Origin of the sequence: Silvimonas terrae, from assembly GCF_014202765.1 — a bacterium.
Lineage (GTDB): Bacteria > Pseudomonadota > Gammaproteobacteria > Burkholderiales > Chitinibacteraceae > Silvimonas > Silvimonas terrae.
Genome location: NZ_JACHHN010000002.1, coordinates 247207 through 262059, shown reverse-complemented (window position 1 = coordinate 262059; position 14853 = coordinate 247207). Strand labels below are relative to the sequence as shown.

Here is a 14853-nt window from a genome sequence, read left to right as displayed (position 1 = left end):
GATCTTTGAACTGGTTGCAGAATCGCCGGGCGGCACCTCTGACGCCGCCTGTCCGCAGAGTTTACGCGTTCGCAAGCCGCCAAGGCAAAGCCCATAGTCTTGCACTACGCAGCGCAGGGCGATTCAGATTAATATCCGGTTCATATCAGTAGATGCTACTGGCATGCCGCCAACCCGCCCCCATCTGGCCCATGTCGCGGTCAAGACTGATCCCGACCCATCCAGACCCGCTACCCGCAGAGATCGCTCATGCTCCAGCCCTTTCTTGCAACGTTAACCCAACTCAACACCCTGATTCTGGGCAAGCAAAACCAGGTGCGACTGGCATTGACCTGTGTCCTGGCACGCGGGCATTTGCTGTTTGAAGACGTCCCCGGGGTGGGCAAGACTACGCTGGCGCACGCCCTGGCGGCGACGCTGGGTTTGCAGTTTCAGCGCGTGCAGTTCACCAGCGACTTGTTGCCGGCAGACCTGCTGGGGGTATCGGTCTATGCCCGGGAAAGCGAGAGTTTCCGTTTTCACCGTGGCCCGGTGTTCAGTCAGGTACTGCTGGCCGATGAAATCAACCGCGCACCGCCCAAAACCCAATCGGCGCTGCTGGAGGCCATGGAAGAAGGCCAGGTCAGTGCCGATGGCAAAACCTGGAAGCTACCCGAACCCTTCTTTGTGATTGCCACACAAAACCCGCAAAGCCAGATTGGTACCTTTGCCCTGCCGGAGTCTCAACTTGACCGTTTTTTGATGCGGCTGGAGTTAGGCTACCCCAGTGTCAGTGCCGAACGCGCACTACTGGCAGGAGAAGACCGCCGTACGCTGCTGGCGCAATTGCGCCCCACCGTATTGCCAGAGCAGTTGCTGGCCGCGCAGGCGGCTGTAGCCGCTGTCCGTATCGCGCCCCCGCTGCTGGATTACGTGCAGGCCCTGGCCGCAGCCACCCGCAACAGCGAGCGCCTGACCTACGGGTTGTCGCCGCGCGCGCTGCTTGACCTGGTTGCCGCCACACGCGCCTGGGCCTGGCTGGATGGACGCGACTTTGCCATTCCGGAAGACGTCCAGGCCGTTTTCAAAGCGGTGGCCAGCCACCGCTTGCAAGGGCGCATCCATGGTCAACCAGACCCGCATATCGCGCGCGATCTGCTGGCTTCAATTGCGATTCCCTGAGCACCCCGCGTGAACTGGCCTTTTTCAATGCAGGAGCGCATGCAGCGCTGGATGGCGCAGCGCCACCCTGCGGTGACGGGCACTGTGCGTGTCCGGCAGAACCGCATTTACGTGCTCCCCAGTGGCTTCGGACTGGGCTACGCGGTCACGTGCGTGCTGGTCTTGATCGGGGCCATCAACTACCAGCTCAGCCTTGCCTATCTGTTTGCCTTTTTGATGCTGGGTCTGGGGCACGCCGGTTTGATCCAGTCTTTCCGCAATTTATTGGGGCTAACCGTCACAGCACTCCCCGCGTCTGCCGTGTTTGCCGGCGACACTGCGCACTTTCCGTTGCAACTGGGCGATGCCCGCAACTACGCGCGGTTTGGTCTGCACCTGCGTGCCGGCACCGCGCAGGAAACCACCCCGTTGGCCGTGGCGGCCGCCAGCGAAACGCAAGTCTGGCTCTCCGTACCTGCGACCGGCCGCGGCTGGCTGGCATTGCCGCGCATGACGATCGAAACACGTTTTCCCACCGGCTGGTGTCGGGCCTGGACCGTGGTGCATCTGCAGGCACAATGCCTGGTTTATCCCGCACCGGAACCTGATGCGCCAGCATGGCCCTCCGGCGCGGGCGAAGAAGTTGCCGGGCTACGCCAACGCACCGGGGAGGAAGACTTTGCCGGCTTGCGGCAGTACCAGGCTGGCGACACCCTGCGGCAAATTGCCTGGAAACAATCCGCGCGACTGGAATGGCTGGCCGTGCGTACGCATGACACACCGCAATCGGCCATGCTGCACCTGCGCTGGGAAGACACGGCCGGGCTGGGCATTGAGGCCCGTCTGTCCCGCCTGACCGCGTGGGTTTTGCGCGCCGATGCCACCGGCCGCCCGTACACGCTGGAGCTCCCCGGCCAGCGCCTGGCCCCGGCTAGCGGCGCCGGGCACCGCGACACTTGCTTGCGTACGCTGGCCTTGTTTGGGCCGGCCGGGAAAACCCCATGACAGGCACACCGCTCCCCTTGGCCCCGTTTTATGTGCTGGCCGCTGCCGTCGCCTGCGCGCTCGGCCCGGTGCTATTGCAGGTGCCGCTCTGGCACAGCGTGCTGGTGCTGTTGCCGCTGGTCTGGCGTATCTGGCTGGCCCGCAAGGGGCTGCCTGTGCCCAGGCCGGTGATCCGCATCGGCGTGGCGTTTTTGTTGTTTGTCCCTGTTTTCTTGCAATACCACACACTGATCGGACGCGAAGGTGGCGTTGCGGCGCTGGGTAGCCTGATTGCCGTGAAATTTCTGGAAACCACCAGCCAGCGTGACGTACGGGTGCTGACCCTGTTGGCTTTTTTTGCCTGCAGCACCGGTTTTCTGCTGTCGCAATCACCCTTGATGATGGCCTATGCCGTTGTCGCCATGCTGCTCATTTGTCTGCAATTGCTGACCTGGCTGCGCGAAGACGGCCAGGTCTCCGGCAAAGACCTGTTGCGTATCGGCCGTATGCTGGCAGAGGCGCTGCCGATTGCGCTGCTGTTGTTTGTGCTGTTTCCACGCCTTGCCACACCGCTCTGGCGCATGCCCAACGATACCCAGCAAGCCCGCACCGGCATGTCTGACAGCATGACGCCGGGCAGTATCAGCGATCTGACGCAGGATGATAGCGTGGCGTTCCGGGTGGACTTTGACAGCACCCCGCCGCCGCGCAGCCAGATGTATTGGCGTGGTCCGGTGCTGGAGTCGTTCGATGGCAGCACCTGGCGGGCCGGATTGCCGGACAGCAAACTGACCGCAGTGGTCCCTCAGGGGCCGCAATACCGCTACACCATAACGCTGGAACCCACCCAGCGCACCTGGCTGATGGCGCTGGACGTGCCGATCCAGTTGCCCGCAGACACGAGCCGCTCCAGTAGCCTGCAGGCCGTGTCACGCAGCCCGGTTTCCCAGCGGGAACGCTATACCTTCACCAGTGCGCCGCGCTGGATTATCCAGGATGAAAGCGATCTCCGGCTCAAACGCGATCTGACCCTGCCCCGGGACATCAACCCGCAGGCCCGGGCTCTGGCAGCACAATGGGCCGGTTTACCGCCGACGGGCCGCATTGATGCGGCGCTGGCCTTTCTGCGGCAAGGTGGCTACCGGTATACCCTGGGGCCGCCGCTACTGACCGGGCGCAACCGGGTCGATGAACTCTTGTTCCAGACCCGCGCCGGTTTTTGCGAACACTATGCGGGCGCCTTTGCCTTTTTGATGCGCTCGTCTGGCATACCCGCGCGCGTGGTCACCGGCTATCTGGGCGGTGAGTACAATCGCGCTGGCAATTACTGGATTGTGCGTCAGGCCGCTGCCCATGCCTGGACCGAGGTCTGGCTGGAAGGCCAGGGCTGGCAGCGGGTCGATCCCACCGCCGTTGTCGCCCCGGATCGCCTGACGCGCGGCCTGCAGGAGGCCATCCCCACGACCGATCCGCTCCCGTATCTGCTGCGTAACGAAGCGGGCTGGCTGAACAGCACCCGGCTGCAATGGGATGCGGTCATGCACGGTTGGGACAAATGGGTGGTCGGCTACGATGCCGCACGGCAGATGCAGATATTGAATCGCATGGGCGTCGACAATCTGGTCTCGCCCGCGTTTGTGGGTTTGCTGGGTGGCGGCTTTGGCATCATGTTGATCATTTACCTGATCGCCACCTGGGAGCGCCGGGCTCGCCGCCACCCGGATGTCGCCCAACGCCACTGGCAACGCTTTGAGCGCAAGTTGGTGCGAGCTGGCATTCGCCCGGCGACAGGCGAAGGCCCGCTGCATTACGCCCGCCGTGCCGCAGCCCGCTTGCCACGCCAACAGGCAGAGATCATTGCCATCGCCAGCCAGTATCTGACCATCCGCTATGGCGAGGCGGCCGATGCGCTACCGGGCTTTGCCCGTGCCACGCGGCGCTTTCGCGCAGGCTCGTCTACCCGCGGGTGATGGCATAAACACAGCTATCGCCCACCACCCCATCCGGGGTGGCGCGATGGTTGCGCAAGACGGCCTCCAGCGCCATGCCAAGCCGCTCGCAGACTTGCCGACTACGGGTATTGTCGCTATCGCAAAAAGCATCTACGCGGCGCGCGGCCAATGTCTCAAATGCCAGCCCCAGCAAAGCCCCGGCGGCTTCTTGCACATATCCCTGCCGCTGACGGGAAGCCCGACACCAGTACCCTAATTCCAGTCGCGGAATCTGCCAATCCGGTCGATGCAGCCCGGTTGCCAGCACCAACTCACCTGTAAACCGGTCAAACGCCAAAAATGGCAAATCTTTACGCAGCAGAAATGCCGCCGCGCGCTCACGACACCAGCTTTCTGACGCGGCCACCGACGGCGGAAACATCGCCCAAGGCAGCGAGGCCGGAAAAGCCCGCAACAGTGGCAGCGTTTCTACGACCGCAGCGTGGACCGCTACGCCATCCCCCGCTCGCGGCACGCGCAGCAGCAGACGGTCGGTTTGCAATTGTTCCGGAACATCCAGCAACAAGGGACTGGTCATGGTGGCAACGCAGCGAAAGCGCGCGGAATCAAGGGGGCTCCACTCTAACCTGAACGCGCGCAGCCCGACAGAAGAAACCTGGCCGCCGTTGTCCGGACCTTCGTCGGGGTGCGGTGCGGCTGTTATGATAGGCAGCTTGCCTGCCTGGCCAGTTCAAGAAGCCAGCCTCTTACCCCGCCAACCAAGGACGCTGCATGCCGCGTTTTGCAAAAGAGCCTGACTACCGCCACGGCAGTATCGCCAGGACCGGTATTCTGCTGATCAACCTGGGTACTCCCGACGCCGCGACGTCGTCCGCCGTGCGTCGCTACCTGCGCCAGTTTTTGTCCGACCCGCGTGTGGTGGAAATCCCGCGCCTGATCTGGTGGGTCATCCTCAATCTGTTTGTGCTGACCACGCGCCCGGCCAAATCTGCCGCCAAATATGCCCTGATCTGGACGCGGGACGGCTCGCCGTTGCTGACGTGGAGTACCAAACAGGCCAAATTGCTCAAAGGTCTGCTGGGTGAACGCGCCGCCCGCTATGGCACGCCCGGCCCCGCCGTAGCCTTGGGCATGCGCTATGGCAACCCTTCGGTCGCCAGCGCCATGGATGAACTCAAGGCAGCCGGCTGCGAACGCATTCTTGTGCTGCCCATGTATCCGCAATATGCCGCCAGCACCACGGCCAGCGCTTACGACGCCGTATTTGCGCAGATGGCCCGATACCGCAATACGCCGGAACTGCATCTGGTGAAGGCCTGGCACGACTTTCCCGGTTATATCGCGGCCCTGGCTGCCCGCGTGCGGCAAAGCTGGTCACAAAATGGCCGGGGCGAGCATCTGGTGCTCAGCTTTCACGGTTTGCCGCGCTATACCCTGGATCAGGGGGACCCCTATTTTTGCCATTGCCAGAAAACCGCGCGCCTGCTGGCCGCGGCACTGCAACTGGAAGAAAGCGAATACACCGTGGCGTTTCAATCCCGCTTTGGGCGGACCCGCTGGCTGGAACCCTATACCAGCGTGGCCTTGACCCAACTGGCACGCGGTGGCGTGAAGACCGTAGACGTGTTTTGCCCTGGCTTTGTGGCCGATTGCCTGGAAACGCTGGAAGAGATCGCCATGGAGGGTAAGCAGACTTTTCTGGCAGCTGGTGGCAAGACGCTGAACCACATTGCTTGTCTTAATGACGATCCGGCCTGGATTGCTGCTTTAGCTGACTTTGTAGCCCTTCAACTTACAAACTGGCCGACGACAGGTCAAACCAGTGAAACCCCGCTGGAAGCCGCTAAAATAGCCAATCTACGCGCTCAAAAATTCGGCGCGAAACAATAATGCAAAAAAAATCTTGGGCAATTTGCCAATTCCAGTTACACTCAACGGTAAGCTTAATCTTACAACCGGAAGGAATCCCCTCATGAGCACTCGGCTCTTTCTCGCCGAAGACGATCTCATTCTTGCGGATGCCCTGAAAACCAGTTTGTCGCAGGCCGATTTTCAGGTCGACTGTGTGAACGATGGTTCTTTGGCCCTGCAGATTCTTCTTCACAATGATTACGATGTGGTCGTGCTGGATATCGGCCTGCCCAACATGGACGGCCTGACGGTGCTGCGTAACATTCGCCAGCACAAGCCTTCCCTGCCCATTCTGATCCTGACTGCGCTGGACGGTCTGGAAGACCGCGTTGCCGGTCTGGATGCAGGTGCAGATGATTACCTGGCCAAGCCGTTTGAATTTGCCGAGCTGGAAGCCCGTCTGCGCGCCCTGCTGCGCCGCAGCCAGATTCTGCCGCAGTCGGTGCAGCAACTGGGCAACCTGCGCCTGGATCGTGCAGGTCAGCGCGCCTGGTGCAATGATACCCCGCTGGATTTGTCTGCCCGTGAACTGACGGTGCTGGAAATCCTGATGTCCAACATTGATCGTGTTGTGACCAAAGAACAGATTGTGTCTGAACTGGGTTCGGATAATGCGGAAGTCGGTCTGAACGCCATTGAAGTTTATGTTCACCGTCTGCGTAAAAAGCTGGAGCCGTGTGGTGTCGTGATTCGCACCATCCGCGGTCTGGGTTATTTGCTGGAGAAACAGCAACCCCACACAGCGTTCGATGCAGGCTAAGTATTCGCTCAAACGCCAGCTTTTACTCTGGCTTTTGATACCCCAGCTAGTCTTGTGGCTAGCTGGGGCGTTACTTAGTTTTCAGGTTGCCAGTCACTTTGCCAATGAAGTGATCGACAACAGTCTTCTGCAACTGGCCGATTCGCTGGCCAGACAAGTGCATGTAGAAGACGACAAAGTGGTTGCCCGTTACCCCGAAGCGACGCATCTTTTGCTTGATGCCCCTCAGGACGACCAGCTGCTTTATGCCATTTCCGGCCCTGATGGCCAGAAAATCCTTGGCAACTTCAGTTTTCCGACTTCCCCCGAACCTCGCCAGACGCCTGGTAGTGAGCCTGCATATCGCAACCTGATGCAGCTGCCCTCGCCGGTGCGCATGGTTTCCGTCTATTACCCGCTCGACAAAACCGGCCAGGGCCAGACCCGCTGGATTCACGTTGAGGCGGCCCGCAGCCTGGCTAGCCGTAATCACCTGTCGCGCCAGATCATGCTGACCATTGCACTGCCCCTGGGGGGTTTGCTGGTGGTCATGAGCTTTCTGGTCTGGCTGGGCATCAACCGCGGTTTGCGCCCGCTCAATGGCTTGCAACGCCTTGTGGAAAAACGCACGCCGCAAGACCAGGCCCCCTTTGAACTCAGCCATGCACCGCAAGAATTGCACGCACTGGCCAAGGCGCTGACTCAACTGTTATCGACCACGCATGAAAGCGTAGCGCGGCAGCGCCGGTTTATTGCAGATGCCGCCCACCAATTGCGCACGCCGCTGGCCGGCTTGAAATCGCAGACCGAACTGGCCATGCGTGAGACGGAGCCAGAGCAGTTGCGCGCCCGGCTGCACATGGTGCACACCAGCGCCACGCGCAGTATTCACCTGGTGAATCAGCTGCTGACGCTGGCGCGCTCGGAACCGGGCACGCAAAGCGGCATGCCCCGCGTCAAAGTGGATCTGGCCCGGTTGATTCGTGACCTGACAGCAGAATCCGTCCCCCGGGCACTGGCCGCCGGCATGGATCTGGGTTGTGATACCGCCCTGACCGAAGCCGTGATTGAGGGTAACTCTGCCCTCTTGCGCGAACTGTTCGTCAACCTGGTTGAAAACGCCATCAAATACATTCCACGCGGCGGCAATATCACGGTGCGCCTGACCGAGGATGACACGCGCTATGTGGTCGAGGTGGAAGACAGCGGCTCTGGTATTCCGGATGACGACAAGCCGCGTGTATTTGAACGTTTTTACCGTCGCGAACAAACCGGTAACGGCTGCGGCCTGGGCATGGCGATCGTCAAGGAGATTGCCGAGCGTCACGGCGGGTCAGTCACCCTGCTGGATGCCAAACCGCACGGGCTGATCGTGCATGTTGAACTCCCCAAGGAACAGCGCCGCCTGCCGGCGTGACGCCCCTCCCTCAGGACGCTCTGGCCTGACTGGTCGTGATTACTCGCGGCGCAGCCAGACGATACGCGGGATATCCGTGGTGCGCCGCTCCAGCAAGGCGGCATAGCGCAAGCTCACCCGCCCGAAATGGGCATCAATCTCATTGATGAAGTAGGTGCTTTGCACCGCCAGATCAGCCGCCACCACTGTCGGCTTCGCCGCATCGGGCAATGCGTTGATAAAGTCGGTGGTCGTCGCAAAGTAAGAGCCGGCGCGTTTGGCGACCACGCTTTGCGCCTGGGTAACCGACAGGCCCGGCACCACCGCAGCCAGGACTTCAGCGCTGGCAAAGTTGACATTCACGGCGGTCTGAATGGGCAACACCGTGACAAACGGCCGCAATGTATTGATCACGTCCGGCGTGAAGCCCGCTACGCGATTAAGCGACCCCAAATCCGTCAAACGCTGGTTGGCAGCGCGATATGGCGGCGTCGCTTGCAGATATTGATTGTCTTCCGCACCGCCGGGGCTGCGGGCATCCGAATCAGCGTCTTCCCAATCGGCCAGGGCGTTCACCAGGTCGGGCGAGAGCGATAAGGACGTAAACAACTTCCTTGCGGCGGTGATTTCGACCTCGTTGGCCTGCCCGGCATCACTCACCAGGTTGTTGAGGTTGAAAAATCCGTTCTGCTCCAGAACACGCCCGCCCGTACGGCCATTCTCCACCGGAATGGCCGGAATGGGGATATTCCACGGCTCCAGCATATGATCCACCTGGTTAAGGCGGGCATCATCTTTGAGTGTCAGTCGCGCCAGATTAATGGAGGCCCGCACCACACCCATGGCTTCGGCCTGGTCCATCTGGTTTTCCAGTTGGCGAAACCATAAACCCTGCCGCCAGGCGATCCAGGCCGCCAGCGCAGCCACCAGCGCGGCCAGCCCCACGGCCGTCAGAATGGCAATCCCGCGCTGTCGTGCGGCTGAAGTCATGCGGGCTTGTCTCATGGCAGGGCAAAAATCCGTGTTATCGGGCCCTGCCCGGTTTGTTGCATGACAATACGCACCGCGCGTGGCAAGACATCCGTACTGCCTGGCACGGGCCAGACGGGTTGCCACACGCTGCCGCTGTCCATGAAGGTCACTTCAAAGCGCTCGACATGATCGAGCATGGTGTGAATCTGCGGTTCCGCGCGGGGCGCAAGGTCAAGACTGTCCCACTGCATCATTTCCAGACGACCTTCCTTGAGCCGGTAAGCCACATGCAGTGGCTCCTGATCACGGTTGGCACGCACCAGTTGCAACAGCGGCCAGTTCGGGTTGTCTGGCTGGGCATTGCCTTCCATCGCGGGCTGGGAGACGCCGGTGGTATCACGCCAGGGCCGGTTGAGCACCTGGGTCAGATCATCATCAAACCGTCCCAGCACCAGTGTCATATCGCGCCAATGGGTGGTTTCCGTATCAAGGCGCAACTTGGTATCCACCATGGTGGATAGACCCCGGAACGCGATCAGCGACATCACCGCAAAAATGGCCAGTGCGATCAGGATTTCCAGCAGCGTAAAGCCCCGCTGCCGGGCAGCAGCGGGGTTATTGGACGCGTGCAAGATAGCTCACCAGAGTGGCAGCAGCATGCTGCTGGTCTTTTTGTTCATAGACCGTGATTTCCAGCCGCCGGAACGAACGATTGGGCGATGGGCCCACATTGATACGCCAGATAAACGTCTCGCCGGCCTGGTCTTCGTTACCGCTGGACTGACCGGTTTCAGGAAAGTCACGCCGGGCGGTCAGTTCCGCCAAACGGTTTTCCGCCACCCATCCAGCCAGCATGCGGGTACGAAAATCCATGGCCGAGTCGGTGGCAAAACTGGTGGCCTTAAGCGCCGCCATCAGCGCAATCGCTACCACGGCCAGTGCCACCATGACCTCAATCAGGGTAAAGGCGCGTTGCCGCATGACAGATACCCGCGGCTCAGGCATGGGGCTCCACCTTGCGGGCATTCACTCGCCCCATGACATCGCCTTCCAGCAACCAGTGATTGCTACCCACTTCCATATCCACGGTAAACGGCTGGTTCACCCCGGATGCCTCGAACACAATGCGCTGCCCCAACCGTAGTTCACGCAAATTGGCGGTCTGCCGGGTAATACGCAGATCACCCGGCAGCTCGTAGGGCTTGAGCACTTCATGATTGGGAATCGCCTGCCAGTTGCTTTGGTCGTCCTGCACCCAGAACTGGTAGCCGTGACCGTCCGTGGACCAGCCCACCGTGCGGCCGCCAGCAATGGCCTCGTCCCGTGCGGATTCCAGCACGGCGGCGAGACGATTGGCTTCACGCTCGGCAATCTGGCCGTCAGACTGGCCCAGCTTGACGACCGCCAGCCCCAGAATGATGCCGATCAGCGCCAGCGCGACCAGAATTTCGATCAGCGTAAAGCCGCGCGCCGCACGCGCCTGCAGATTCATGGATGGCAGATGGATACTTAGTTTTGCCAGGAGCCAATGTCGGCGTCATACCCCTCGCCGCCAGACTGGCCATCCGCACCGTAACTCATCACGTCGATCTCGCCATGCAGACCAGGGTTGAGATAAACATAATCATTGCCCCACGGATCCTTGGGCAGTTTTTCCAGGTAACCACCGGTTTTCCAGTTGGTCGGGGCCGGCGTGGCCGTGGGTTTTTCGACCAGGGCTTTCAGGCCCTGTTCAGTGGTCGGATAACGACCGTTATCCAGTTTGTACAGCTTGAGCGCCTGCACAACCGAGCGGATATCCTGCTTGGCCGCAACCACGCGGGCATCGTTAGGCCGATCCATGATTTTGGGAACAATCAACGCGCCCAGGATAGCCAGAATGGTGATCACCACCAGAATTTCGATCAGGGTAAAACCGCGCTGGGCGGCGCCGGTGGCACGGCGGGATGCTGCTGCAAACATGGAAATCCTCATTTGACCAATTGGTTCATTTCAAAAACAGGAAGCAAAATCGCCAGCACAATCAACAACACAACAATACCCATGGCCAGCACCATGATCGGCCCCAACAGGCTGGTAAAGGTGGCAACCCGGTTTTCCAGCTCAAGACTTTGCTGCGCTGCGGCTTTATCCAGCATGTATTCCAGGCGGCCGGTAGCTTCGCCACTGCCAATCAAGTGGATCAGCACCGGCGGAAAAAGATGGCTTTGCGCCAGCGCACGCGATAACGGCACGCCTTCGCGCACCTGGCGGGCGGCTTCCTGCACCGCTTCGCGCAGCGGCAAGTTACTGATCACGCCCACCGCCGCCTGCAAAGCCTTGAGCAAGGGCACGCCACTGCCCACCAGAATGGCCAGTGTGGAGGCCAGCCGCGCCGTATTACCCGCGCGTTCAAACCGGCCAAACAGCGGCACACGCAAGCGCCAGGCATCAAAGCGCCGACGCACGGACTCTTGTTTGAGCGCTTGCCAGCCACCGACCCCCAGGCCGATCAACACCAGCAAAATCAGCCAGCCCCAACCCCGGACCGCTGCAGAGGCCCACAACATGGCTCGAGTCAGAAACGGCAATTCGGTTTTGGCACTCTGGAATACCGTCACCATCTGTGGCACAACCCAGGTCAATAAACCGACTACCACAATCACGGAAACGGCCATCACCACGGCCGGGTAGACAAACGCCAGCGCAACTTTGGATGCTAGCGCGGCACGCGCCTCCAGGTAGTCGGCCAGACGCTGCATCACCGTCGCGGCACGGCCAGACTCTTCGCCTGCGGCCACAATGGTGCGATATAACTCGGGAAACGCCTTGCCCTGGCGTGACAATGCCTGCGACAACGAAGCGCCAGACAAGATTTCACTACGCAAAGCGCCCGCGAGTTGTTTCTCGCGCTCATCTTCACTTTGTTCGATCAATACGGCCAGGGCTTGTTCTACCGTCAAGCTGGCATCCAGCAAGGTGGCAAACTGGCGGGTCCAGACGGCGAGACGCTGCCCGCCCAGGCCCTTGCGGCCCGAGCGCTTGCCGTTGCCGGCATCCATTTCACCCAGGTCGCTCACCCACAAACCCTGCTCACGCAACAAGCTGCGCGCCTGACGCTGGGTATCGGCTTCAATCATGCCGCGTTTGCTGGTGCCATCCTGGCTGGTCGCTACATAGCGAAAAGCGGTCACAACCCGATCTCCTCGGCGGTGGGGGCGCTGGTTGGGGGTTCATCCTGAACCCAGCCCAGTTCGCTGGCGATGCCGTTGGCACCGGAGGCCAGCAACACAGCAACTGGCAAAAAAGACAAGACCGCGATCATGGCACTGGATAATTTCTGCCGTGTGGCAATCATCAGGGCGCGCACAGAAATCACCAGGCCGTACGCCATCATCACCAGTTGCAGCAGGTTATTCAGCGCATCCGGCAATTGGGCGACTGCGGGGGCGATCAGTTCTGGCGTTGAACACAACACCATGAGCGGAAACAAACTGCCTTCCAGTGGTTTTCTTTCGGTAATGCGGTACCAGAGCGCCAGCCAGAGTGCCAACAAGATCGTTTCCAGCCAGTTCAGCGCCACAAAAAACACAAGGCGCCCGCCCAGGCTGGCATCCAGATCATTGCTTGAAGCGGCATCAGCCATGCCCACGAGGCACAACCACACCGCCGGCATCCACGCCGCATAGCTGTACTCTTCCAGCGCTTTGATGCGCAGAAGGCAGACATCCAGTGCATCCCGCAGAAAACGTGAAAGCACTTGCTAGAGCCTGTTCATGCTATTTGCGCACCGGCGTTCATGTTGCAAGCGGTACGATACAAGGCGCAAGTCGCGCCGTGGTACACGTACCACAAGCGGCCTGCAACGCCGTAGCGTGCTGCTTGCGACATGACCCCGCAGGGCCGGGTCATGAAAAGGTCATTCACTGCGTTGCACTCCTTGCCAATAGCGGACTATTGGCTTCGTCGCACGCCTTGTGCCTGACCTTTTCATGGCCCGGCGCTGGCGTGCAAATAGCATGAACAGGCTCTTGGACTCAGGCAAAAATCACGGTCTTGTTGGCAAACACCAGCACCCGGTTTTCCAGATGCCATTTCACCGCACGGGACAACACGATTTTTTCCAGATCGCGCCCTTTACGCACCAGTTCTTCCACATCGTCGCGGTGCGAAATCCGGATCACGTCTTGTTCAATGATCGGACCATCATCCAGAATTTCAGTGACGTAATGGCTGGTGGCACCGATCAGCTTTACGCCACGGGCAAAGGCGCGGTGATAGGGTTTTGCACCATCAAATGCCGGCAAGAAGCTGTGGTGGATATTGATGACCCGTTGCGGATAGCGGGCGGTGAAGTCATGTGACAGCACTTGCATATAACGTGCCAGCACAATCAGATCGATACCGTTGTCTTGCAGCAACTGGCGTTGGGCCTCTTCGGCTTGCACCTTGTTGTCTTTGTTCACCGGAATGACGTGATATGGCACGCCGTAAAACTCGGTGATCGCACGGCAATCCTCGTGATTGGAGATCACTAGCGGAATATCACACGCCAGTTCGCCACTTTGATGCCGATGCAGCAAATCTACGAGGCAATGATCATATTTAGAGACAAAAATCGCCATGCGCGGACGGCGCGTGGTCAACGCCACTTTCCACTGCATGTTGAAGCGATCTGCAATCGGCTGAAAAGCCGGCGCAAAAGCTGCCATATCCAGCGTAAAATCCGTCAGATCCCACTCCACCCGCATCAGGAACAGATCGTCTGTCACATCCTGGTGCTGATCGGAATGCACGATGTTGGCGTTGTAGGTGTACAGAAAGTTGGCGATGGCAGCCGACAGACCTTTACGGTCAGGGCAACTGATCAGCAGCGTGGCGGTGTTCATGCAGCAATCCGGTTAAAACTTGATTAGCCGGTGATTCTAGCAGCAACCTTATCGCCATGGCATGGCGCAATCGTGCCAACCGGCAATCTGACTTGATTTGTGCGCCCTTGTGGGCTTTTTTCTTATTTCCAGACTTGTAAACATGTTCCATATCGTCTTGTTCCAGCCCGAAATTCCGCCCAACACTGGCAACGTCATCCGGCTTGCCGCCAACACGGGCTGCACCTTGCACCTCGTCAAACCCATGGGCTTTGCCCTGGATGACGCCCGCATGCGCCGCGCCGGCCTGGATTACCACGAATTTGCCGAAATGCAGGTACATGAGAATTGGGCTGCGCTCATCGCTGCCCTGCCCGCCAGCGCCCGTATTTTTGCCATGACCACCAAGGGCAGTTCGCTGTTTCAGACACTGACGTACCAGCCTGGCGACGTGTTTGTATTTGGCCCGGAAACGCGCGGCCTGCCGGCTGAGATTCTGGAAAAGTTTGCGCCGGAAAACCGCTTGCGTTTGCCGATGTTTCCGCAGAACCGCAGCTTGAATTTATCCAATGCCGTGGCAGTGACGGTGTTTGAGGCCTGGCGGCAGGCCGGCTATGAGGGCGGGGTTTGAGGCGACTGTTCTGACTGACTGTGCAGCCGGATTCCCGCCAAGGGGGGCGCCGAGGCCGGGAATGACGAAGTGGTGGGCAAGCCCCACCATTCTTGCGCATAGATAGTTTGGGTTTGCCGTTGACGTTGACGTTGCTTTTGACTTGCCTCCCCTCCGGCAGCGCCGAGCATCGCAGCGGGGCCCGGGGTTTCGGCGAGGGGTGTCTGAGCGTAGCGAGTTCCCGAGCCCGCCGGGCCACGCGAGAAGCACAGGAAACCCGAAGGGCACTGTCGCAGGGGTCG

General features: G+C 60.2%; 16 protein-coding genes. 7 read left to right on the top strand and 9 right to left on the bottom strand.

Going from position 1 to position 14853, the window contains the following annotated elements; genetic code table 11:
* Positions 1–249: 249 nt before the first annotated feature.
* Genes HNQ50_RS05435 through HNQ50_RS05425 form a run of 3 tightly spaced genes read left to right on the top strand, consistent with a single transcriptional unit; the run spans position 250 to position 4094 of the window.
* Positions 250–1161 carry an AAA family ATPase gene (locus HNQ50_RS05435; RefSeq protein WP_184098393.1) on the top strand — a complete coding sequence of 304 codons (912 nt, stop codon included), beginning with the start codon at positions 250–252 and terminating at the stop codon, positions 1159–1161.
* 9 nt (positions 1162–1170) lie between these two features.
* On the top strand, positions 1171–2145 hold the full coding sequence (locus tag HNQ50_RS22460; protein WP_184098391.1) for a DUF58 domain-containing protein: 975 nt from the start codon (positions 1171–1173) through the stop codon (positions 2143–2145).
* Complete coding sequence (locus tag HNQ50_RS05425; RefSeq protein ID WP_184098389.1) at positions 2142–4094, top strand: transglutaminase TgpA family protein; 1953 nt, start codon at positions 2142–2144, stop codon at positions 4092–4094. The genes HNQ50_RS22460 and HNQ50_RS05425 overlap by 4 nt, the downstream gene beginning before the upstream one ends.
* Here HNQ50_RS05425 and HNQ50_RS05420 read toward each other — a convergent pair.
* Positions 4081–4653 (bottom strand): GNAT family N-acetyltransferase, encoded by a 573-nt coding sequence (locus HNQ50_RS05420; RefSeq protein ID WP_184098387.1) that lies wholly within the window; start codon positions 4651–4653, stop codon positions 4081–4083. The genes HNQ50_RS05425 and HNQ50_RS05420 overlap by 14 nt on opposite strands.
* A 194-nt stretch (positions 4654–4847) precedes the next feature.
* On the opposite strand from HNQ50_RS05420, the gene hemH reads away from it, so the two are divergent.
* The 3 genes from hemH to HNQ50_RS05405 all read left to right on the top strand — a co-directional run bounded on the left by hemH (position 4848) and on the right by HNQ50_RS05405 (position 8143).
* A complete protein-coding gene (hemH, locus tag HNQ50_RS05415; protein WP_184098385.1) occupies positions 4848–5966 on the top strand; it encodes a ferrochelatase in 1119 nt (372 codons plus the stop codon).
* Positions 5967–6048: 82 nt separating this feature from the next.
* Positions 6049–6747, top strand: coding sequence for a response regulator transcription factor (locus HNQ50_RS05410; RefSeq protein WP_184098383.1), 699 nt, complete (start codon positions 6049–6051; stop codon positions 6745–6747).
* Positions 6748–6799: 52 nt separating this feature from the next.
* Positions 6800–8143: a sensor histidine kinase gene (locus HNQ50_RS05405; RefSeq protein ID WP_246428591.1), complete on the top strand. Its 1344-nt coding sequence runs from the start codon at positions 6800–6802 to the stop codon at positions 8141–8143.
* A gap of 39 nt (positions 8144–8182) precedes the next feature.
* On the opposite strand, the gene gspK is transcribed toward HNQ50_RS05405, so the two are convergent.
* The 8 genes from gspK to purU all read right to left on the bottom strand — a co-directional run bounded on the left by gspK (position 8183) and on the right by purU (position 13962).
* Positions 8183–9112: a type II secretion system minor pseudopilin GspK gene (gene gspK / locus HNQ50_RS05400; protein WP_184098379.1), complete on the bottom strand. Its 930-nt coding sequence runs from the start codon at positions 9110–9112 to the stop codon at positions 8183–8185.
* Positions 9113–9123: 11 nt separating this feature from the next.
* Entirely contained in the window at positions 9124–9726 is a 603-nt protein-coding gene (gene gspJ, locus HNQ50_RS05395) for a type II secretion system minor pseudopilin GspJ (RefSeq protein WP_184098377.1), read from the bottom strand.
* Positions 9710–10099 (bottom strand): type II secretion system minor pseudopilin GspI, encoded by a 390-nt coding sequence (gene gspI / locus HNQ50_RS05390; RefSeq protein WP_184098375.1) that lies wholly within the window; start codon positions 10097–10099, stop codon positions 9710–9712. Before gspI ends, gspJ begins: the two co-directional genes overlap by 17 nt.
* On the bottom strand, positions 10092–10586 hold the full coding sequence (gene gspH, locus HNQ50_RS05385; RefSeq protein ID WP_184098374.1) for a type II secretion system minor pseudopilin GspH: 495 nt from the start codon (positions 10584–10586) through the stop codon (positions 10092–10094). The genes gspI and gspH overlap by 8 nt, the downstream gene beginning before the upstream one ends.
* A gap of 17 nt (positions 10587–10603) precedes the next feature.
* Positions 10604–11056, bottom strand: a complete 453-nt coding sequence (gene gspG, locus HNQ50_RS05380) for a type II secretion system major pseudopilin GspG (RefSeq protein ID WP_184098372.1) — start codon at positions 11054–11056, stop codon at positions 10604–10606.
* 8 nt (positions 11057–11064) lie between these two features.
* Entirely contained in the window at positions 11065–12267 is a 1203-nt protein-coding gene (gene gspF, locus HNQ50_RS05375; protein WP_184098370.1) for a type II secretion system inner membrane protein GspF, read from the bottom strand.
* Positions 12264–12833, bottom strand: coding sequence for a hypothetical protein (locus tag HNQ50_RS05370; RefSeq protein ID WP_184098368.1), 570 nt, complete (start codon positions 12831–12833; stop codon positions 12264–12266). The genes gspF and HNQ50_RS05370 overlap by 4 nt, the downstream gene beginning before the upstream one ends.
* Before the next feature lie 277 nt (positions 12834–13110).
* Positions 13111–13962 (bottom strand): formyltetrahydrofolate deformylase, encoded by an 852-nt coding sequence (gene purU, locus HNQ50_RS05365; protein WP_184098366.1) that lies wholly within the window; start codon positions 13960–13962, stop codon positions 13111–13113.
* Between the two features lie 142 nt (positions 13963–14104).
* On the opposite strand from purU, the gene trmL reads away from it, so the two are divergent.
* Positions 14105–14572 carry a tRNA (uridine(34)/cytosine(34)/5-carboxymethylaminomethyluridine(34)-2'-O)-methyltransferase TrmL gene (gene trmL / locus HNQ50_RS05360; RefSeq protein WP_184098364.1) on the top strand — a complete coding sequence of 156 codons (468 nt, stop codon included), beginning with the start codon at positions 14105–14107 and terminating at the stop codon, positions 14570–14572.
* Positions 14573–14853: the final 281 nt, after the last annotated feature.

What these genes read in the sequence shown, in the direction of transcription:
- gspK (WP_184098379.1), bottom strand. Translation starts at nt 9,112, where the DNA reads ATGACTTCAGCCGCACGACAGCGCGGGATTGCCATTCTGACGGCCGTG.
- hemH (WP_184098385.1), top strand. Translation starts at nt 4,848, where the DNA reads ATGCCGCGTTTTGCAAAAGAGCCTGACTACCGCCACGGCAGTATCGCC.
- gspH (WP_184098374.1), bottom strand. Translation starts at nt 10,586, where the DNA reads ATGAATCTGCAGGCGCGTGCGGCGCGCGGCTTTACGCTGATCGAAATT.
- HNQ50_RS05420 (WP_184098387.1), bottom strand. Translation starts at nt 4,653, where the DNA reads ATGACCAGTCCCTTGTTGCTGGATGTTCCGGAACAATTGCAAACCGAC.
- HNQ50_RS05425 (WP_184098389.1), top strand. Translation starts at nt 2,142, where the DNA reads ATGACAGGCACACCGCTCCCCTTGGCCCCGTTTTATGTGCTGGCCGCT.
- gspG (WP_184098372.1), bottom strand. Translation starts at nt 11,056, where the DNA reads ATGTTTGCAGCAGCATCCCGCCGTGCCACCGGCGCCGCCCAGCGCGGT.
- gspI (WP_184098375.1), bottom strand. Translation starts at nt 10,099, where the DNA reads ATGCCTGAGCCGCGGGTATCTGTCATGCGGCAACGCGCCTTTACCCTG.
- purU (WP_184098366.1), bottom strand. Translation starts at nt 13,962, where the DNA reads ATGAACACCGCCACGCTGCTGATCAGTTGCCCTGACCGTAAAGGTCTG.
- trmL (WP_184098364.1), top strand. Translation starts at nt 14,105, where the DNA reads ATGTTCCATATCGTCTTGTTCCAGCCCGAAATTCCGCCCAACACTGGC.
- HNQ50_RS05410 (WP_184098383.1), top strand. Translation starts at nt 6,049, where the DNA reads ATGAGCACTCGGCTCTTTCTCGCCGAAGACGATCTCATTCTTGCGGAT.
- HNQ50_RS05435 (WP_184098393.1), top strand. Translation starts at nt 250, where the DNA reads ATGCTCCAGCCCTTTCTTGCAACGTTAACCCAACTCAACACCCTGATT.